The sequence below is a fragment of the Streptacidiphilus pinicola genome (genome assembly GCF_003258295.1).
Lineage (GTDB): Bacteria > Actinomycetota > Actinomycetes > Streptomycetales > Streptomycetaceae > Streptacidiphilus > Streptacidiphilus pinicola.
Genome location: NZ_QKYN01000003.1, coordinates 59763 through 79621, shown reverse-complemented (window position 1 = coordinate 79621; position 19859 = coordinate 59763). Strand labels below are relative to the sequence as shown.

17 protein-coding genes are annotated in these 19859 nt (G+C 72.2%); 4 read left to right on the top strand and 13 right to left on the bottom strand.

Going from position 1 to position 19859, the window contains the following annotated elements:
• Positions 1-1114, top strand: a 1114-nt coding sequence (locus tag DN069_RS00560) for a serine hydrolase domain-containing protein (RefSeq protein WP_207892007.1), incomplete at its 5' end; no start/stop codon positions are given.
• A gap of 27 nt (positions 1115-1141) precedes the next feature.
• On the opposite strand, the gene DN069_RS00555 is transcribed toward DN069_RS00560, so the two are convergent.
• The 3 genes from DN069_RS00555 to DN069_RS00545 form a co-directional block, all read right to left on the bottom strand.
• Positions 1142-1894 (bottom strand): Clp protease N-terminal domain-containing protein, encoded by a 753-nt coding sequence (locus DN069_RS00555; protein WP_111498667.1) that lies wholly within the window; start codon positions 1892-1894, stop codon positions 1142-1144.
• A 139-nt stretch (positions 1895-2033) separates the two neighbouring features.
• Positions 2034-4742: an aconitate hydratase AcnA gene (acnA, locus tag DN069_RS00550; protein ID WP_111498666.1), complete on the bottom strand. Its 2709-nt coding sequence runs from the start codon at positions 4740-4742 to the stop codon at positions 2034-2036.
• Positions 4743-4934: 192 nt separating this feature from the next.
• Positions 4935-6383 (bottom strand): MFS transporter, encoded by a 1449-nt coding sequence (locus tag DN069_RS00545; protein WP_111498665.1) that lies wholly within the window; start codon positions 6381-6383, stop codon positions 4935-4937.
• Between the two features lie 107 nt (positions 6384-6490).
• On the opposite strand from DN069_RS00545, the gene DN069_RS00540 reads away from it, so the two are divergent.
• On the top strand, positions 6491-7444 hold the full coding sequence (locus tag DN069_RS00540; protein ID WP_111498664.1) for a helix-turn-helix transcriptional regulator: 954 nt from the start codon (positions 6491-6493) through the stop codon (positions 7442-7444).
• A gap of 152 nt (positions 7445-7596) precedes the next feature.
• Here DN069_RS00540 and argF read toward each other — a convergent pair whose 3' ends face one another.
• From argF to DN069_RS00505, 7 genes are all read right to left on the bottom strand, one after another.
• Positions 7597-8598 carry an ornithine carbamoyltransferase gene (argF, locus tag DN069_RS00535; RefSeq protein ID WP_111498663.1) on the bottom strand — a complete coding sequence of 334 codons (1002 nt, stop codon included), beginning with the start codon at positions 8596-8598 and terminating at the stop codon, positions 7597-7599.
• A gap of 80 nt (positions 8599-8678) precedes the next feature.
• A complete protein-coding gene (locus tag DN069_RS00530) occupies positions 8679-9212 on the bottom strand; it encodes a GNAT family N-acetyltransferase (protein ID WP_111498662.1) in 534 nt (177 codons plus the stop codon).
• Between the two features lie 62 nt (positions 9213-9274).
• Positions 9275-11908, bottom strand: a complete 2634-nt coding sequence (locus tag DN069_RS00525; protein WP_111498661.1) for a polynucleotide kinase-phosphatase — start codon at positions 11906-11908, stop codon at positions 9275-9277.
• Between the two features lie 4 nt (positions 11909-11912).
• Positions 11913-13424 carry a 3' terminal RNA ribose 2'-O-methyltransferase Hen1 gene (locus DN069_RS00520; protein ID WP_111498660.1) on the bottom strand — a complete coding sequence of 504 codons (1512 nt, stop codon included), beginning with the start codon at positions 13422-13424 and terminating at the stop codon, positions 11913-11915.
• 90 nt (positions 13425-13514) lie between these two features.
• On the bottom strand, positions 13515-14492 hold the full coding sequence (locus DN069_RS00515; protein WP_111498659.1) for a hypothetical protein: 978 nt from the start codon (positions 14490-14492) through the stop codon (positions 13515-13517).
• 174 nt (positions 14493-14666) lie between these two features.
• The gene (locus tag DN069_RS00510; RefSeq protein WP_111498677.1) at positions 14667-15587 is read right to left on the bottom strand and encodes a GlxA family transcriptional regulator; all 921 of its coding nucleotides are present in this window, start codon (positions 15585-15587) and stop codon (positions 14667-14669) included.
• A gap of 7 nt (positions 15588-15594) precedes the next feature.
• Positions 15595-16149 (bottom strand): cysteine hydrolase family protein, encoded by a 555-nt coding sequence (locus DN069_RS00505; protein ID WP_111498658.1) that lies wholly within the window; start codon positions 16147-16149, stop codon positions 15595-15597.
• A 163-nt stretch (positions 16150-16312) separates the two neighbouring features.
• Between DN069_RS00505 and dapD the strand changes: the two genes are divergently transcribed.
• Entirely contained in the window at positions 16313-17323 is a 1011-nt protein-coding gene (dapD, locus tag DN069_RS00500; RefSeq protein WP_111498657.1) for a 2,3,4,5-tetrahydropyridine-2,6-dicarboxylate N-succinyltransferase, read from the top strand.
• A 183-nt stretch (positions 17324-17506) separates the two neighbouring features.
• A complete protein-coding gene (locus DN069_RS39745) occupies positions 17507-17677 on the top strand; it encodes a hypothetical protein (RefSeq protein ID WP_165845322.1) in 171 nt (56 codons plus the stop codon).
• On the opposite strand, the gene DN069_RS00495 is transcribed toward DN069_RS39745, so the two are convergent.
• From DN069_RS00495 to DN069_RS00485, 3 genes are all read right to left on the bottom strand, one after another.
• Complete coding sequence (locus DN069_RS00495; protein ID WP_133259796.1) at positions 17652-18206, bottom strand: DUF6099 family protein; 555 nt, start codon at positions 18204-18206, stop codon at positions 17652-17654. The genes DN069_RS39745 and DN069_RS00495 overlap by 26 nt on opposite strands.
• Before the next feature lie 123 nt (positions 18207-18329).
• Positions 18330-18683 carry a nucleotide pyrophosphohydrolase gene (locus DN069_RS00490; RefSeq protein WP_111498676.1) on the bottom strand — a complete coding sequence of 118 codons (354 nt, stop codon included), beginning with the start codon at positions 18681-18683 and terminating at the stop codon, positions 18330-18332.
• Between the two features lie 22 nt (positions 18684-18705).
• Positions 18706-19854 carry an AAA family ATPase gene (locus tag DN069_RS00485; protein ID WP_111498655.1) on the bottom strand — a complete coding sequence of 383 codons (1149 nt, stop codon included), beginning with the start codon at positions 19852-19854 and terminating at the stop codon, positions 18706-18708.
• Between the last annotated feature and the right edge of the window lie 5 nt (positions 19855-19859).

The window sequence follows — 19859 nt, the reverse complement described above, 5'->3', positions numbered from 1 at the left end:
GGTGCCCGCCGGGGCGGCGGGCCGGGACGGTGGGCCGGGGTTGGGGCAGCCGAACGCGGCGGCGCTGCAGACGGCGATCAGTGGGCTGCCGAACGCCGTGATCACCGGTTCGCTGGTCGACGTCGGTGGTACGGACGGCACTTGGCGTGGGGTCTCCGGACTCGGGGACGTGGCCGCGGGGACCGCGCCCCGCGCGGACGCGCGGTTCCGGATCGGCAGCGTGACCAAGGTGTTCACCGCGATCGTGACCCTGCAGCTGGTCGCCGAGCACCGGATCACGCTCGACCAGAGCATCCAGCACTACCTGCCCGGCGTCCTGCCGGCCGATTTCCCGCCGATCACCGTCGCCCAACTGCTCGACCACACCAGCGGGCTGCCGGGCGTGGACGTCGGCGACGACGAGAACGACCCGGCCGGATTCGTCGCGCACCGGTTCGAGCACCCGACGCCCGCGCAGATCGAGGCCGCGCTCGGCGGGCAGCGGATGAGCTTCCCGCCCGGGACGGAGCAGCAGTACAACGGGGTCAACTACTTCCTGCTCGGCACGCTCATCGAGCACGTCACCGGGCACAGCTACGCGTCCGAGGTCGACCGCCGCGTCATCCGCCCGCTGCGGCTGAGCGACACGGAGGTCCCCGCCGCCACCGACTACCGGATCCCCGGCCCGAAGCTGCACGGATACCTCGCGGTCGAGACCGACGGCAGCACGCGGCTCGTGGACGTGACGCGGCAGAGCCCGTACCCGTGGGCCGAGGGCGGCATGATCTCGTCGGCCCGCGACCTGGGCACGGTGATGCAGGACCTGCTCGCCGGACGTCTACTGCCGAGTGCCGAGCTGAACGACATGTTCACCGTCCCGGACGTCCCCTACCTCGGCCTCAACCAGTGCCAGTTGGGCAACCCCGGCCGTGCCTGCTTCGGCATGGGCCTGATGAGCACGACGATCGACGGCGTCACCGTCTGGGGCAAGACCGGCTCGCGCCCCGGCTACACCGACGGCGTGTTCGCGACGCGGGACGGCGGGCGGGTGCTGGTCTACGCGTTCACACCCACCAGCGAGTCCGCGAACACCGGCCCGTTCATCCTCGGCATCGCCCGGGCCGCGCTGAGCTGAGCCCCGCCGCGGGATCGTCGTCGCCGGTCACAGACCCGCCGCGCCGAGGCGGCGTTCGATCGTGTCGAGGCGGTCGACGAGCTGCTTGAGCACGGCCTCGGCGCCGGTGGGGGTCGCGTTCTGGCGGGCCTGGGCGAATCCGGCCAGGGCGGTGGTGATGGCGCGGCGGACCGCCGAGGCGTCGAGGCCGGCGGCGTGCAGGACGCGGCCCGCGCCGCTCTCCTCGTCGGCGAGGAGACCGACCAGCAGGTGCTCGCAGCCGATGTAGTTGTGGCCGAGGTCGAGGGCCGCCTCCAGCGCGGCGCCGATCGCGTTGCGGGCGGGCATGGTGAGCCCGGACCAGAAACCGCCCGCCGGCGCCGGCTTGGCCGCCGAGTTCGGCAGCGGCTCCTCGGCCGCGCTCGCCAGCGCGGCCTCGCGCAGCGCCTCCGGCTCCTCGCCGAGGGCCGGGAGCAGGCGCACCGCGAGGTTGCCGCCCTCGTCGAGCAGGCCGACGAGCAGGTGCCGGGTGCCGACCGGGCCCTCCGCCGCGGCGGCGCGGCCGAGTTCCACGGAGGCCTTGAGCCGGGCGGTCATCCGACCCGCGAGGCGCGCGGCCAGCTCGGGGCGCGCGTCCGGGTCGAAGTCCGGGTCGCGCAGCGCGGCGATCCCCTTTCTGGCCACCGTGACCACCTGTACCGCGTCGGCCAGCGCCTTCTGGCAGACGGCGGAGACGGGGATCTCGGCGGCCTTCACCGCGGCGGCGAGCTCGTCGGGCAGATACACGTTGATCTTGGGCATGGTGGCCTCCAGCCAGGCTTCGCGGCGCTCTAACCCCTCATAGGGTTACATCAGGGGTTAGAGCAGTCAACAGGCCGTCGGAAAAACGCGAGCGGCCCTGCTCCCCGAAGGGAGCAGGGCCGCTCTGAGCAGCGCGGGCTTACTTGATCAGCGAGCGCAGCACGTACTGCAGGATGCCGCCGTTGCGGTAGTAGTCCGCCTCGCCGGGGGTGTCGATCCGGACCTTGGCGTCGAAGGAGACGCCGGTGTCCGTGGTGACCTTGACCGTCTTCGGGGTGCGGCCCTCGTTCAGCTCGGTCACGCCGGCGAAGGAGAAGGTCTCCTCACCGGTCAGGCCGAGGGAGTCGGCCGTCTGGCCCTCCGGGAACTGCAGCGGCAGGACGCCCATGCCGATCAGGTTGGAGCGGTGGATGCGCTCGTAGGACTCGGCGATGACGGCCTTGACGCCGAGCAGCGCGGTGCCCTTGGCCGCCCAGTCGCGGGACGAACCGGAGCCGTACTCCTTGCCGGCCAGGACGACGAGCGGGGTGCCCGCGGCCTGGTAGTTCTGCGAGGCGTCGTAGATGAACGACACCGGGCCGTCGGCCTGGGTGAAGTCGCGGGTGTAGCCGCCCTCGGTGCCCGGCGCGATCTGGTTGCGCAGGCGGATGTTGGCGAACGTGCCGCGGATCATGACCTCGTGGTTGCCACGACGCGAGCCGTAGGAGTTGAAGTCACGCTTCTCGACGCCGTTGGCCTTGAGGTACTCGGCCGCCGGGGTGCCGTCCTTGATGTTGCCGGCCGGGGAGATGTGGTCGGTGGTGACCGAGTCGCCCAGCTTGGCCAGGACGCGGGCACCGGAGATGTCGGTGACCGGAGCCGGCTCGTGCGCCATGCCCTCGAAGTACGGGGGCTTGCGGACGTAGGTGGACTGGGGGTCCCACTCGAAGGTGTTGCCGGTCGGCACCTGCAGGGACTGCCAGCGGTGGTCGCCCGCGAAGACGTCCGCGTAGTCCTTGGTGAACATGTCCTGGTCGATCGAGGTCGCGATGACGTCGGCGACCTCCTGCTCGGTCGGCCAGATGTCGTGCAGGTAGACCGGGTTGCCCTCGGCGTCGGCACCCAGCGCGTCGCGGGTGATGTCGACGTTCATGTTGCCCGCGATGGCGTAGGCGACCACCAGCGGCGGCGAGGCCAGGTAGTTCATCTTGACGTCGGGGTTGATCCGGCCCTCGAAGTTGCGGTTGCCGGAGAGCACCGAGACGACGGCCAGGTCGTGGTCGTTGACGGTCTTGGAGACCTCCTCGGGCAGCGGGCCCGAGTTGCCGATGCAGGTCACGCAGCCGTAGCCGACCAGGTTGAAGCCCAGCTTCTCCATGTAGGGGAGCAGGCCGGCCTTCTCGTAGTAGTCCATGACGACCTTGGAGCCCGGCGCCAGCGTGGTCTTGACCCACGGCTTGACGGTCAGGCCCTTCTCCACGGCCTTCTTGGCCAGCAGGGCGGCGCCCAGCATGACCGAGGGGTTGGAGGTGTTGGTGCAGGAGGTGATCGAGGCGATCACGACCGCTCCGTTGTCGATCTCGTAGGTCGAGCCGTCGGGGGCGGTGACCACGGAGGGGTTGTGGATGCCGTTGCTGGACGCCGGGGCGTCGGAGGCCGGGAAGGACTCCTCGCCGGACTCGTCCGAGGTGGTGATGTAGTCACGCACGGCGGAGCGGAACCTGGTGGCGGCCTCGGCCAGGATCACGCGGTCCTGCGGGCGCTTCGGGCCGGCGATCGACGGCACGACGGTGGCCAGGTCCAGCTCCAGGTACTCGGAGTAGACCGGCTCGGACGCCGGGTTGTGCCACAGGCCCTGCTCCTTGGCGTAGGCCTCGACGAGCGCCAGCTGCTGCTCGCTGCGGCCGGTCAGGCGCAGGTAGTTGATGGTCTCGCCGTCGATCGGGAAGATCGCGCAGGTCGAGCCGAACTCCGGGGACATGTTGCCGAGGGTGGCGCGGTTGGCCAGCGGCACGGCGCCGACGCCGTCACCGTAGAACTCGACGAACTTGCCGACGACGCCGTGCTTGCGCAGCATCTCGGTGATGGTGAGCACCAGGTCGGTGGCGGTGGCGCCGTCCGGCAGCGCGCCGGTGAGCTTGAAGCCGACCACGCGCGGGATCAGCATGGAGACCGGCTGGCCCAGCATGGCCGCCTCGGCCTCGATGCCGCCGACGCCCCAGCCCAGCACGCCCAGGCCGTTGACCATGGTGGTGTGCGAGTCGGTGCCGACGCAGGTGTCGGGGTAGGCCTGGCCGTTGCGGACCATGACGGTGCGGGCCAGGTACTCGATATTGACCTGGTGCACGATGCCGGTGCCCGGCGGGACGACCTTGAACTCGTCGAACGCGGTCTGGCCCCAGCGCAGGAACTGGTAGCGCTCCTTGTTGCGGCCGTACTCGATCTCGACGTTCTGGGTGAACGCGTCCTTGGTGCCGAACTTGTCGGCGATGACCGAGTGGTCGATGACCATCTCGGCCGGGGCCAGCGGGTTGATCCGGGAGGGGTCGCCGCCGAGCTCCTTGACGGCCTCACGCATGGTGGCGAGGTCGACGACGCAGGGCACGCCGGTGAAGTCCTGCATGATCACGCGGGCCGGGGTGAACTGGATCTCCTCGGAGGGCTCCGCGTTCGGGTCCCAGCCACCGAGCGCCCGGATGTGGTCGGCGGTGATGTTCGCGCCGTCCTCGGTGCGGAGCAGGTTCTCCAGGAGGATCTTCAGGCTGTAGGGAAGGCGGGCGGCGCCCTCGACCTTGTCGAGCTTGAAGATCTCGTACGACTCGTCGCCCACCTGCAGTGCGCTGCGGGCGTCGAAGCTGTTCGCGGACACGACTTCTCCCTGTGTTCTGGGTCTTCCGGGCGCGCTGCTCACGCGATCCAGGTCGAGTGTAGCGGCAGATATCTTGATGTCGAGATACCACCCTAGTACACGTGGGGGAATCACGCGAAACCGGGGGCCCGAGCTCCCGCGACGTGTCGCGAGGAGTCGGGCCCCCGGTGGGAAGGAGCCGGCAGGTCGGCGTCAGCCGACGAGAACCCGCTGGTCAGCAGAGTCGTCCGCGGTCGCGGCGACCTCGCCCTCCGCCTGCGCGCCGCGCTTCGGCAGGGCCGTCAGCAGGACGGTGACGATCGCCAGGGCGCCCACCATCCAGAACATCGCGTGGCCGAAGGAGCGGATCACCGTCGAGCCGGTGAAGGCCACCGAGACCAGCGCCAGCCCGAAGGCGTTGCCGAGCTGGTTCGTGGTGTTGATCAGACCCGAGGCCGAGCCCGCGTGCTGCTTGGGCACCTCGGAGAGGACCGCGTCCGTCAACGGGGCGAAGACCATGCCCATCCCGGCGCCCATGACCAACAGCGGCAGCGCCATCTGCCAGGAGTGGATGCCCTGGCCGTAGCGGTAGGCCTCGCCGATGTAGAGGAGCGCGCCCGCGGCGGTGGTCAGCGCACCGGTCTGCAGCGTCAGGCGGCTGCCGAGGCGCGGGACCAGCAGCTGGACCGACATCCCGGCCGCGGCCGAGCAGGCGACGCTGAACGGCAGGCCGGTCAGGCCGGCGTGCAGCGGGGTCCAGCCGAGGCCGATCTGCATGTAGAGCGTCCAGACCAGGAAGAAGATGCCCATCCCGACGCCGAAGACCAGCTGCACGCCGATGCCGGCGGCGAAGCTGCGCGCCTTGAACAGGCTCAGCTCGACCAGCGGGGAGCCGTCCTTGACGCCCTTGAACCGCTCGTAGCGGACAAAGCCGCCGAGGGTCGCGAGACCCGCCGCCATCAGCCCCCAGCCCCAGACCGGCCAGCCGTTCTCGCGGCCCTGGACCAGCGGGTACATCACCATCAGCAGACCGGCGGTGGCCAGCGCGACACCCACCAGGTCGAGCTTCAGCGCCTGCGGCGCCTTCGACTCGTCGATGAAGCGACGGCCGAGCACCAGGCCGGCGATACCGAAGGGCAGGTTGATCAGGAAGATCGGCCGCCACTCCAGGCCGAAGAGGTTCCACGTCGTCAGCAGCGCGCCGAGTAGCGGACCGGTGACCGCGGCGAGGCCGATGATCGCCCCGAACATCCCGAAGACCTTGCCGCGCTCCTCGCCGCTGAAGGTGGCGTGGATGATCGACAGCACCTGAGGCACCATCATCGCCGCGGCCGCGCCCTGCAGCATGCGCGTCGCGACCAGCATCTCCGGGTTGGCGGCCAGCCCGCACAGGAGCGAGGCGGCGGTGAAGCCTGCGGTGCCGACGAGGAAGATCCGCTTGCGCCCGAAGATGTCGCCGAGGCGCCCGCCGGTGATCAGAGCGACCGCGAAGGCGAGGGCGTAACCGGCGGTGATCCACTGGATCGCGCTGAAGCCCGCACCGGTATCCCGTTGGATGCTCGGAATGGCGATGTTGACGATCGTCGCGTCCACCAGGTCCATGAAACTGGCCGTCATGACGACGGCGAGGGCGATCCACCGCCTGCGATCCGTGGTGCTCATCTCTGCTCTCCTGCCTGCTGCCGTACTGCCGCTCTCTCGCTGACAGGACCTAAGCTATGAGGGATATAGGACAGATCTTGTCCTAGTGGGCGCGGATTCTGGAAAACATGATGGACACCTCGGCACGACTGTTGAATCTGCTCTCCTTGCTGCAGACCCCGCGGGAGTGGTCGGGCACCGAGCTGGCCGGCCGGCTCGACGTCAGCACCCGGACCATCCGCCGGGACATCGACCGCCTGCGCGAGCTCGGCTACCCCGTCGAGGCCACGCTGGGCTCCATCGGCGGCTATCGCCTGGTCGCGGGCCGGGCACTGCCGCCGCTGCTGCTCGACGACGAGGAGGCCGTCGCCATCGCGGTCGGCCTGCGCGCGGCCGCGGGCAGCGCGGTCGACGGGATCGAGGACGCGTCGCTGCGCGCGCTCACCAAGCTGGAGCAGGTGCTGCCCTCCCGGCTGCGGTACCGGGTCGGCGCGTTGGGCGCGGCGGTGGTGACGATGACGGGCGGCGGCCCGCGCGTCGAACCGGCCGTGCTCACCGTCGTCGCCGGCGCGATCACCAACCACGAACGCGTCCGCTTCGCCTACCGCGCGGCGGGCGGCGCGGAGACGCGCCGTCACGTCGAACCGCAACGCCTGGTCGCGACGGGCCGCCGCTGGTACCTCGTCGCCTGGGACCTCGACCGCGACGACTGGCGCCTGTTCCGCGTGGACCGGCTGGCCGACCCGACGGCGACGGGCGCGCGGGCGACCGCGCGCGAGCTCCCGGCGGCGGACGCGGCGGCCTTCGTCCAGGAGAAGCTGCGCGGCCTGTGGCCCTCCGCCCCGGTCGTGGTCGACTTCCACACGGACGCCGAGACGGTCCGGCAGCGGCTGGGCCAGGCCCCCGGCGAGGTCGAACCACTGCCGGACGGCACCGCCCGCTGGAGCGCGGAGGCCGACCGCCTCGACTGGACGGCGGTCCGCCTGCTGATGCTGGACCTGCCCTTCACCGTGCAGTCGCCCCCGGCGCTGATCGACCAGATCCGCGCCTTGGGCGAGCGCGCGGCGCAGGCCACCGCATAGCCGGTCGGTGCCGGGCGGTAGCGTCGGCCGGGTGACCGAGCCTTCCGCACTGCACGACTTGGAGCTGGCGAACGAGATCCTCGCCGTGTGGGCGCGGCCCTCGATCACCGAGACCGTGATCGAGGGCCGACTGCCGTGAGCGCGGAAGGGGTTCAGTCGCCGAGGGTGGCGACCATGACCGCCTTGATGGTGTGCAGGCGGTTCTCCGCCTGGTCGAAGACGATGGAGTGCTCGGACTCGAAGAGCTCGTCGGTGCACTCGAGTTCGGACATGCCGGTGGTCGCGTGCAGCTGCCGGCCGACCTCGGTGCCGAGGTCGTGGAAGGCCGGGAGGCAGTGCAGGAACTTGGCGTCCGGGTTGCCCGTGGCGCGGATGGTGTCCATGGAAACCTGGTACGGCGCGAGGAGCGCGATGCGCTCCGCCCAGACCTCCTTGGGCTCGCCCATGGAGACCCAGACGTCGGTGTAGAGGAAGTCGGCGCCCGCGACGCCGGCGGCCACGTCGTCGGTGACGGTGATCCGCGCGCCGCTCGCCGCGGCGAGGCGGCGGGCCTCGGACTGGACCTCGTCGGTGGGCCAGAGCGCCTTCGGCGCGACGATGCGGATGTCGAAGCCGAGCAGGGCGCCGGTGACCAGCAGTGAGTTGCCCATGTTGTTGCGCGCGTCGCCCAGGTAGGCGAGGGCGAGCTCGCCCAGCGGCTTGGTGCTGTGCTCCTGCATCGTGAGCACGTCCGCGAGCATCTGGGTGGGGTGCCACTCGTCGGTCAGGCCGTTCCAGACCGGGACGCCGGCGTACTCGGCGAGCTCCTCGACGATCGCCTGGCCGTGGCCGCGGTACTCGATGCCGTCGAACATCCGGCCCAGCACCCGGGCGCTGTCCTTGACGGACTCCTTGCTGCCGAGGTGCGAACCGGAGGGGTCCAGGTAGACGGTGTGCGCGCCCTGGTCCGCCGCGGCGACCTCGAAGGCGCAGCGGGTGCGGGTCGAGCCCTTCTCGAAGACCAGGGCGATGTTCTTGCCGCGCAGGCGCGGCTGCTCGGTCCCCGCGTACTTGGCCGCCTTGAGCCGGGCCGACAGCTCGACCAGGAAAAGGAACTCCTGGGCAGTGAAGTCCAGCTCCTTGAGGAAGTGCCGGTTGCGCAGATTGAAGGCCATGCCGGGCTCCTGCAGACGTGGGCGGACGGGGCCGTCGTCACGACGACCCGTCCAGCATATACGTGCAATACAGCGAATGATTATGCACGCCGGAGCGTGAGCTTCATCTCCAGCTCCAGTGTCTCCGGATCGAGGTCGTAGGGCTGGGTGAAGCCGGTCGCCACGAAGCCGCGGCGCTCGTAGAAGCGCCGGGCCCGGTGGTTGTTCTCGTGCACCTCCAGGTAGAGGGACGGCGCGCCCGCCACGTCCCTGGCCCAGGCCGTGCAGGCGTCCAGCAGCCGGTCGGTCAGCCCGAGCTCCCGGCCCCGGTGGGCCGGGTCCACCCAGACGCCGACCAGCCACGCCCGTTCCGGCGCCTGCCCCGGATCCGCGGGCGGGACGTAGGCGTTCATCGCGCCGACCCACTCCCCCGTCGCCTCCTCGACGGCGGCGAAGCCGGTGTTGCCCGGCTGGGAGTTGCGCGCCGCGCGGAAGCGCCACTCGTCCTCGGTGAGGGCGAGCGCCGTCTCGTGCGACTCCAGGTAGGCCAGGGGCGTGTCCTTGGTCATCCGCAGGCGGATGTCCCGGACGCGCTGCCAGTCCTCGGGCCGGACCCGGTGGATGCGGTAGGTCATGTGCCGTTCCTCGCTGGGTTTTCTGCCAGGCCCAGGGGCGCGGGGCGCCCCTGGGCTGAGAACTACAGACGGGGGTCCACCGGTTCCGACTCCAGGGCGAGAACCGCGAAGACCGCCTCGTGCACCCGCCACAGCGGCTCGCCCGCCGCGAGGCGGTCCAGGGCCTCGAGGCCGAGGGCGTACTCGCGCAGCGCGAGCGAGCGCTTGTGGCCGAGAGCACGGGAGCGCAGCCGCGTCAGGTGCTCCGGACGGGTGTAGTCGGGGCCGTAGATGATCCGCAGGTACTCGCGGCCGCGGACCTTCACGCCCGGCTGGACCAGGCGGCCGCCCTCGGGGCGGACCAGCGAGCCCATCGGCTTGACGACCATGCCCTCGCCGCCGCGCGCGGTCAGCTCCTCCCACCAGGCGGCGCCCGCCGTGCAGGAGTCCGGGTCCTCGGTGTCGACCACGAGCCGGCGCGTCGGCCGCAGCAGCGCCGAGGCGTCGGCGTCCACCAGGCGGTCGATCCAGGCGAGGTGCTCGTCGTGCGGGCGCACGGCCAGGTTCACGCCCTCGGCGGCGAGCAGCTGGAACGGGGCGAGGTGCACCGAGTCCAGCCCCTCGACCGTCCAGCAGTAGCGCCGGTACGCCTCGGTGAACGCGGCGGCGTCGGCCGCGCGCAGATCCTGACGCTCCGACAGCTCGGTGACGTCGAGCCCGGCCACCCCGCGACCGGCGGCGGCCGCGAGCGCGGCACGCGCCGCGCCCAGCGCCGCGCCGGAGGCGGCGCCGACCGCCGCGTACTGGCGGCGCAGCAGCCCCTCGGCCTTCAGCGACCAGGGCAGCAGCTCGCAGTCGAGCAGCAGCCAGTCACTGTCCAGCTCCGCGAAGAGGCCGGCGGACTCCGCCGCGACGCGCAGCCGGTCCAGCACCGCGCGGGTCACCGCGCCGTGCTCGGCGGGGACACCCGGAACGGTGAGGTCGTCGAGGAAGGCGCGGCCGGTGCGGGTCCAGATCTGGCCGCCGGTCGGCACGCCGAAGCGCTTCTCCCCCGCCGTGCCCTCCGCGTCGCGGCAGACCAGGACGACCGCGCGCGAGCCCATGTGCTTCTCCTCGCACACGACCTGACGCACGCCGTCCGCCCGGTAGGCGGCGAAGGCCTCGTCCGGGTGCTCCAGGTAGCCCTCGCGCTGCGAGGTGCCCACCGGTGACATGGTCGGCGGCAGGTAGGCGAGCAGCCGCGGATCGATCGCAAAACGGCTCATCACCTCCAGTGCCGCGGCGGCGTTCTCCTCCCGCACCGCGACCCGGCCGTGGTGACGCGTCTCGACGATGCGCCTGCCAGCGACGTCCGTCAGCGCCAGCGGACGGCCTTCGCGTGCGCCGGGCGCGTCGCTGATCAGCGGGCGCACCGGCTCGTACCAGACCTGCTCGGCATCGACCTCCACCAGCTCCCGCTCCGGGTAGCGCAGCGCGGTCATCCTGCCGCCGAAGACACAGCCGGTGTCCAGGCAGATGGTGTTGTTGAGGAAGTTGGCCACCGGCGTCGGGGTGTGGCCGTAGACGACCAGCGCCTGGCCGCGGTACTCCTCCGCCCACGGGTAGCGGACCGGCAGCCCGTACTCGTCGGTCTCGCCGGTGGTGTCGCCGTAGAGGGCGTGCGAGCGCACCCGGCCGCTGGTGCGGCCGTGGTACTTCTCCGGCAGACCCGCGTGGCAGACCACCAGCCGGCCGCCGTCCAGCAGGTAGTGGCTGATCAGACCCTTGATGAACTCCCGGACCTCGGCGACGAACTCCGGCGGCTCGGCGGCCAGCTGGTCCAGCGACTCCTTCAGGCCGTGGCTGACCGTCACCTTGCGGCCCGCGAGCGCGCGGCCGAGCTTGTTCTCGTGGTTGCCGGGCACGCAGAGCGCGTGTCCGGCCGCGACCATGCCCATCACCAGCCGCAGCACGCCGGGGGTGTCCGGGCCGCGGTCGACCAGGTCGCCGACGAAGACGGCGGTGCGGCCCTCCGGGTGCGCGGCGTCGACGGCGCGGCCCTCGGCGTCGCGGGTGACGGCGTAGCCGAGCTTGCCGAGCAGGGTGACCAGCTCGGCACGGCAGCCGTGGATGTCACCGATCACGTCGAACGGGCCGGTGAGGTGCTTCAGGTCGTTGTAGCGCTTCTCGGTGACGATGCCGACGGCGTCGACCTCGGCCTCGGAGCGCAGCACGTGCACCTTGCGGAAGCCCTCGCGCTCCAGGTGGCGCAGCGAACGGCGCAGCTCGCTCTGCTGACGCTGCAGCACCCGCGGCGGGAAGTGCGCCCGGTCCGGCTTGCGGGAGTTGCGCTCCGCGCACAGCTGCTGCGGCAGGTCCAGCACGATGGCGACCGGCAGCACGTCGTGGTCGCGCGCCAGCTCGACGAGCTTGCGCCGGGACTCCTGCTGCACGTTGGTCGCGTCGACCACGGTGATCCGGCCGGCGGCGAGCCGCTTGCCGGCGATGTAGTGCAGCAGGTCGAAGGCGTCGCCGGTGGCCGCCTGGTCGTTGGGGTCGTCCGCGACCAGGCCGCGGCAGGCGTCGGAGGAGACGACCTGGGTCGGCAGGAAGTGCTGGGCGGCGAAGCTGGACTTGCCGGATCCTGTGGTGCCGACGAGCACCACCAGGGAGAGGTCGGGGACGGCGAGTTCACGCCGGGGCGTCGCGTCGTTCGTGGTCTCGGCGGTGTCGGTCATCGGGTCACGCTCCCTTCGGGGTGGTCGTCGTGTCGGTGCGGGTGAAGGCGGCGAGCTGGGTGGGCGGGCCGACCTCCGGGTCCTCCTCGCCGACGGGACCGAACTCCACGGCGTAGCCGTACGTCTCGGCGGTCTGCTCCGCCCAGGCCCGGAACTGCGCCCGGTCCCACTCGAAGCGGTGGTCGCCGTGCCGGACGTGGCCGGCGGGCAGCGACTCCCAGCGCACGTTGTACTCGACATTGGGCGTGGTCACCACGACCGTGCCGGGGCGGGCGGCGCCGAAGACCGCGTACTCCAGTGCGGGCAGGCGCTCCTCGTCGACGTGCTCGATCACCTCGGACAGGACCGCGGCGTCGTAGCCGGTCAGGCGTGCGTCGGTGTAGGTGAGCGCGCCCTGGAGCAGCTTGACCCGGGCGGCCTGCCGCTCGTTCATCCGGTCCAGCCGCAGCCGTCGCGCGGCGATCGCGAGCGCACGGGCGGAGACCTCGACGCCGACGATCTCGGTGAAGGCGCGGTCCTTCAGCAGCTCGGCGACGAGGGCCGCCTCCCCGCAGCCCAGGTCGAGCACGCGCGTGGCACCGGCCGCGCGCAGCCGCTCGATGATGGCGGCGCGACGGTGGACGGCGAGCGGCGTCGGCTTGGGCTCGACGGGTTCGGCCGCGGCCGGGTCGGCCGACTCCCCTTCGGGGGAGGCGGTCTCCTCCGGGACGGCGTTGTCGAGCTCCTCCGGCTCGCGGTCGTCCGCCTCGGCCAGGCGCGCCAGCTCCAGCCGCTCGTTGGCGGCGCGGGCCAGCGACCAGCGGCGGGAGAAGTACCGGCGGATGATCAGCTGCCGCTCGGGGTGGGCGGCCAGCCAGCCGCCGCCGCGGGTGAGCAGCTTGTCGACCTCGTCCGGGGCGACCCAGTAGTGCTTGGCGTCGTCCAGCACCGGCAGCAGCACGTACAGCTGGCTGAGTGCGTCCGCCAGCCGCAGCGTGCCGGTGAGGCGGAGCCCGACGTAGCGGGAGTCGCCCCACTCGGGGAAGGTCGGGTCCAGCGGGAGCGGCTCGGCGTCGACCTGCCAGCCCAGCGGCTCGAAGAGGCGGCGGACCAGGTCCGCGCCGCCCTTGGCCGGAACGGCGGGCAGTTCGATCGTCAGCGGCTGCGGCTCGGCGGCCAGCTCGGGGCGGGCCTTGCAGTCGCCCTTCATGGCGCTCTTGAAGACGGCGCTCAGGGCGACCGCGAGCAGCGACGAGGCCGCGTAGGGGCGGTCGTTCACGTACTGGGACAGAGCGAAGTCTGGAGAGCCGGAGCCGCGCCCCTTCGTTCCGCGGCCCCGGCGGACCAGGGCGATCGGGTCGACCTCCAGGAGCAGCGCGGCCGTGCAGCGCTCGGCGCCGGCCTCCGGGTAGAAGACGTGCGCGAGACCGTGGGCCGTGCTGAACGACTGGGCCTTCTCCGGGTGCTTGTGCAGCAGGAAGCCCAGGTCGGTGGCGGGCCGCTGGTCGGTGCCGATGGTGCTGATCGTCAGGAACACAGGTCGAGTATGACCAAGTGTTCGACTTTCGCCCACGGACTTTCGACCTCGTGCGGCCCGCCACCGGGTGGTTCCTTCGGTGCGGGTGCGTCAGCCGGACATCGCGCAGCCGCCGGCCGCGTTGCTCCAGGTCGGCTGCATGGCGAAGGTGCCGCTGGGCAGGTTGATCGTGCCCAGGTTCTGCCAGGCGCAGAGGTCGCCGTTCTCCTCGCCGTCGGAGGCGACCCAGCCGCTGGAGGGCTGCGGGTCGGTCAGCGACTCGGCGTACTCGTGGCCGCCGACGATGCTGAAGCCGTCCAGCTGGTTCGCCACCGAGTTGGCGCCGCAGCTCGAACCGGCGTCGAGGACGTACGGCATGTTGGTGTAGGAGACGGTGCCGTCGTAGTCGTGCCAGGCACAGAAGCCGCTGTTCGGGAAGCCGTCGGGGGAGGTGCCGCTCGGGCTCATCACGACGATCTGGACGTCCGGGCCGGAGACGCCGAAGTGCGAGGCGGCGGCGTCGGCCTCGGCCGCGATGTCCGCCTGCTGGGCGTTGGCGGGAGCCGACGACGAGTCGTCGACCCAGGTGCCGCCGAGGACCGAGCCGCCGAAGCTAGGGCCAGAGCCGCTGTTGTCGGTGTACTGGGAGGTGACGGTGGACCAGCTGTCCGACGAGGTGCCGAGACCGTTGAAGAGGTTGGTCTGGTACTGCTGCACACCGTTGCTGTCGCTGTCCCACTGGTTGCCCCAGAAGACCAGGTAGACGCTGACCTGGTGCTGCACGGGACCGCCGTTGTAGATCAGGTTGCCGGCGGCGGCCGCGGCGTCGGGGCGGACGGCGCCGCTGTGCGCGCCGCGCATCGGGATCACACCGTGCCGGCCGTGGACCTCGACCCGGTAGACGTGGCCGTGGGAGCGCACGTACTTGACGGTGCCCGCCTGAGCCTGTGCCTGCGCCGGAGCCTTGGCCTGCGGCGCGGAGGGCTGTGCGGCCGCGACACCGGAGGGGGCGCCGGCGAAGAGAGCCGCCAGGGCGATGCCGCACGCGGCGGCGATGGACGCGGTGGCGCCGCGTCGTATCCGGAACATCCTCATGCCTCCTGTTGGGGAAGGGAGTTCTGTTCTGACGAGTCCACATCACACACCCCTATTCGGGGTGACAACAAGAGGCCGGAGGTAAGGACTGAGCGAGAGCCGTGAATTCCCTGTGAACACTCTGACAGTCACTCATGTTTTCTTGATCAGAAGTGAGTTGACCGACCATCAGCTCCGCGAGCGCAGCCGCCTGAGCATCCGGGCGTCGTCGAAGCCGACCTCGCGGGCCGCCGACTCGACAGTGGCACCGTGGCTGATCAGGTGCTCCGCCCGCTCCAGCCGCAGCGTCTGCTGGTAGCGCAGCGGTGTCAGCCCGCCGGTCGCGCGGGAGAAGGCACGGGTCAGGGTCCGCTCGCTGACCCCGCCCGCCCCGGCCAGCGTGGCGAGCGGCAGCGGTTCGGCGAACCGGACGTCGATCAGGTCCTGCACCCGGTGGATCGTGTCGTCCAGATGCGAGCGGTGCCGCAGCATCGCGCTCGCCTGCGGCTCGTGGCCGTTGCGCCGGGCGTAGACCACCATGTCGCGCGCCACCTGCGCGGCGGCCGCCGGCCCGTGCCGGCCGGCGACCAGATGCAGCGCCAGGTCGATCCCCGACGCGATCCCCGCCGAGGTCACCACCCGGTCGTCGGTGGTGTACAGCACGTCCCGCACCACATGGGCCCGCGGGTGACGCCGGGCCAGGTCGTCCTGCAGATCGTGGTGGGTCGTGCAGCGCCGCCCGTCCAGCAGCCCGGCGGCGCCGAGCGCCTCCGCCCCCGCGCAGACGCTGGCGACGGTGCCGCCCGCCGCGTGGTGCGCCCGCAGGGCGTCCAGCGAGGCGGGGTCGTGGAGCGGCAGCGGGACGGTGGCCGGCGGGTCCGGCACCCGCCAGCCCGGCACGATCAGCAGATCGTCCACCCCGAGCTCCGGCCAGTCCGTGCCGGCCTGGAGCGGGAGGCCCTGCGCGCTCGGCACCAGCTCCCGCTCCGCCACGTAGTGCAGTTCGTACGGGTGCCCGAAGTCCGCCGCCGTCCCGAAGACCTGGGCGGGACCGGCGAGGTCCAGCAGATGCACTCCGGGCACGAGCAGGAACACGATGCGGCATGTCACCGGCACATCATCGCGCGGCGCCGGCCACCACTTCGTCGACGGTGGCGATGTCGGCGAAGCGGTCGCGCAGCACCGCCTCGGTCCGCTCGACGATCGCGGCGACGCTCAGCGAGCCGATCGGGTTGGTGGTGGTCGCGTCCGTGACGAAGGTGCAGCGGTAACCGAAGTCGCTGCCCACCCGGGTGGTGGTCTCCACGCACTGCTCGGTGCGGATGCCGCAGAGGACCAGCTCGGTCACCCCCCGCTCGGTCAGCTGCTGCTGCAGGCTGGTGGTGGTGAACGCGTTGTGGCTGGTCTTGTGGACGATGACCTCGCCGGGCAGCGGCTGCTCCAGCTCCTCCAGCAGGCGGACGTGCCCGAGGGCGGGGTCGAACTCGGTGCCGGTGCCGGGCTCGGAGTGCAGGACCCAGACCACGGTGTCGCCCTGCTCGCGGGCGAACCGGACCAGGCGGTTGACCGGCTCGGCGATCTTGGGGTTGCCGATGCGCTCCCACCCCTCGGGCCCCTCGGCCCGGACGCGGAAGGACTCCTGGACATCGATGACGATCAGTGCGCGACTCATGGGACCCAGTCTGGCCTGGCAAGATCCTCTCGGATAAGGCCTCATCGGGTCGATGCCCGGAACGATCCGGTCACCGGGTGGTCGGAGTGCCGCAAGCTGGACACGCGGTCCGTCCTGCGGGACGGGTTCGGCATCCGCCCGGCCGATTGGTTAGCGTTCAGGCGTGACTACTGAGACCTCCACCTCCACCGCTCCCAAGGGCGGCGCCGCCGGCGTCGGCCTGGCCACCGTCGCCGCCGACGGCACCGTCCTCGACACCTGGTTCCCCGCGCCGAAGCTGGTCGCGGCGGGGTCGGAGGAGTCCGGCCCGGCCGGGACCGTCCGGCTGACCGCCGAGCAGGCCGAGGCCGAGCTGGGCGCCGGCGCCGCCGCCGCGCTCCGCACGGACGCCCGCCGCGGCGTCGAGGTGATCGCGGTCCGCACGGTGATCGGCTCCCTCGACGACAAGCCGCTGGACACCCACGACGTGTACCTGCGCCTGCACCTGCTGAGCCACCGCCTGGTCCAGCCGCACGGCCAGAGCCTGGACGGGATCTTCGGCCTGCTGGCCAACGTCGCCTGGACCAGCATCGGCCCCACGCCCGTCGCCCAGGTCGAGGCCGCGCGCCTCGCCGTGCGCATCGAGGGCGGTCAGCTCGCCGTGTACGGGATCGACAAGTTCCCGCGCATGACCGACTACGTCGCCCCGAGCGGCGTCCGCATCGCCCACGCCGACCGGGTCCGCCTGGGCGCGCACCTGGCCGAGGGCACCACCGTGATGCACGAGGGCTTCGTCAACTTCAACGCCGGCACGCTCGGCACCTCGATGGTCGAGGGCCGCATCTCCGCGGGCGTCGTGGTGGGCGACCACAGCGACATCGGCGGCGGTGCGTCGATCATGGGCACCCTCTCGGGCGGCGGCAAGCAGGTCGTCTCCGTCGGCCAGCGCTGCCTGCTCGGCGCGAACGCCGGCATCGGCATCTCGCTCGGCGACGACTGCGTCGTCGAGGCCGGCCTCTACGTGACCGCGGGCACCCGGGTCACCACCCCCGACGGCACGGTCGCCAAGGCCGTCGAGCTCTCCGGCCAGTCGAACCTGCTGTTCCGCCGGAACTCGCAGTCGGGCGCGGTCGAGGTCATCGCCCGCAGCGGAAGCTGGGGCGGCCTCAACGCCGACCTGCACGCGCACAACTGAGGCGAAGCCTCACGGCAGGGGCGCGAGGAGCTCTGCGACAGCGGAGCCCCGCGCCCCTGACCATGTGCGACGTCCCTCGTGGGTGTGACGGGGAGTGACCGGGCGGTGAGCCGGATCGTTGGCCGCACGGGACCGGCACTGTCCGCCGGGTCCCGTCCCCGCTCCGAGGAGGGTCACCCCACCATGTCCGACGAACCCCCGAGCCCACAGAACCTGCTGGCGCAGATGGAGCAGATGCTGGCCGCGCTCAACGCCGACCTGGTCCAGCTCGACGCCGACCTGCAGCCGTCCGCGGCCCACGGCGAGGAAACGCAGGGGGACGAGTCCTTCACCCCGGGGGCGGATCGAGTCTGACCCCGACGCGGGTCAGCTCCTCCCCCTCCTCCGTCTCGGCCGCCTCCGGCGGCCCGGGCGGTTCCTCCCCGAGCGCACGCAACAGCTCGGTGGCCAGCTCGCGGGCCTCGAACGCGGCGTCGACCCCGTCGACGCAGGACCAGTACAGGCTCTGCTCGTCCGCCCCGAGGGCGACCACCAGCAGCGACTGGCAGACCTCCCGCAGCAGCACCCGCAACTCCCGCACCGTCGCCACCGGATGCGCCAGCTCGCTGAGCCTGGCGGCCCGGTCCCCCGTCAGCGGCTCGTCCGGGGGCCGGCCGATGCACTCGGCCGCGTGCGCGCCCGCCTCGGCCAGGGCCCGGGCGATCTCCACCGGCCCGCACCCCGAGCCGCCCTCCAGGGCGCGGTGGGTCAGGGCCAGCGCCGCCGTCTGCGCGACGGCCTCGGTGACGCGGCAGGCCTGCCACGCCTCCACCGTCACGTCCGTCGCCGAGCGCGCCTCGACCAGCGCGTGCCGGGTCGTCTTGATCAGTCGCAGTGCGTCCATGACGCCACCCACCCTCGGGAGCCGGGCCGACGGGATCTCCGTCTGCGCCCACACTCCGCCCGATCGCGGACGTCCGTCCCGGACCGCCCGCGATCTGTGGACAACCAGGGGGCTGTGGAAAACTCAGTCCAGCGGCTGGGGCTCCGCCGCCGGGAAGCGCAGCTCGTTGCGCTCGATCTTCGCGGCCAGCGCGGCCAGCGGGTCGACGCCGAGCACGGCGCAGAACTGCAGCAGGTAGGCGAGGACGTCCGCGACCTCGTCCTCCACCCGGTGCGCGCGCTTCGGGTGGCTCATCACCTCGGCCGCCTGCTCCGGCGTCAACCACTGGAAGATCTCCAGCAGTTCGGCCGCCTCCACGCTCAGCGCCGCGGCCAGGTTCTTGGGCGTGTGGTACGGCTGCCACTTGCGCGCCGCGGCGAAGGCGCGCAGCCGGTCCGTGAGCACCTCGACGGTCAGCGGGGCGGATGTGTCGTCCATGCGGATCATTCTCCCCGGCACCTCATCCTGGCAGAAGGGCGCTGTGCCCCCTCGCGTCACGGCAGCACAGCACCGTGCGCACTCCCGGGACGTCGACGACGGCGCCCGCCGTCGCGAGCAGGCGGACGTGGCCACGGGCCGCGACCTCCGTCGCCAGCTGGAGCAGCGCGGCGGTGCGGTCCGGCGGCAGGCCGAGGTCGAGGCCGTCCGCGAGGATCTGGAGCAGGCGCTCGGCGTCCGGGATCTCGGCGGCCGGGCTCATCTGCAGCACCCCGGGGCCGGTCAGCAGCGCGGTGGCGAAGGCGAGTTGACGCAGCACGCCGGAGGGCAGCGTCTCCGCGGCGACGCGGCGGCCACCCGGCTCGTCCAGGGCGGCACAGACGTGGACCGCGCCGTCGGGTGCGCTGCGGCGCAGCGCGCCGAGGCCCGTGACGGGGACAGCGCCCATCCCGCAGGCCGCCTGTACGAGTCTGCCGAAGCGGATGCGGCACTCGCCCTCGATCCGGGCGATCACGGCGGAGAGGTTCTCCGCCGTGCCGCGCAGCCGGGCGTCGTCGGCGGCGCGGACCCAGTCGCGCATCCGCGCGGGCGCGGGGTCCAGCCCGAAGGTCTCGCGCAGCGCGGTCAGGACCTGCTCGGCCGCGCCGAGCACCAGCCGCTCCCCCGCCGTCGCCCCCGCGACGCGCAGCGGCAGTTGGGCGGTGACCAGCCCGGCCGCGGAGAGTGGCGCGCGGATGTCGCCCTGGCGGCCGTCGCTGTGCCAGGCCACGTCGATCCGCCCCGCGATCGGGTCGACGGCGCCGGTGGTGACCAGCAGCCGCCCGTCGACGGCGAGGCGCTCCGCGGCCACGACCACCTCCGCGCCCGTCGCGCAGACCGTCACGTCGAGGCGGACGACGCCCTGCGGTCCGTCCACCGAGCAGCCGAGCCGGATCAGCTCCTCCCCGAACGGCGCGCACCCCGCGGCCCCGCCGCGCACGCCGGCCAGGGCCGCGCCGGCCTCCTCGCCCTCGGCCAGCGCGGCGAGGACGACCAGCGCCTCCAGCGCGTTGGACTTGCCCGCGCCGGGAGCGCCGTGCAGCAGCGTCACCGGGCCCAGCGGGAGGACGGCGTCGCGGTAGGACTTGAAGGCGGTCAGCCGGAGCTCGGCGAGCTCGGGACGAAGGGGCACGGCAT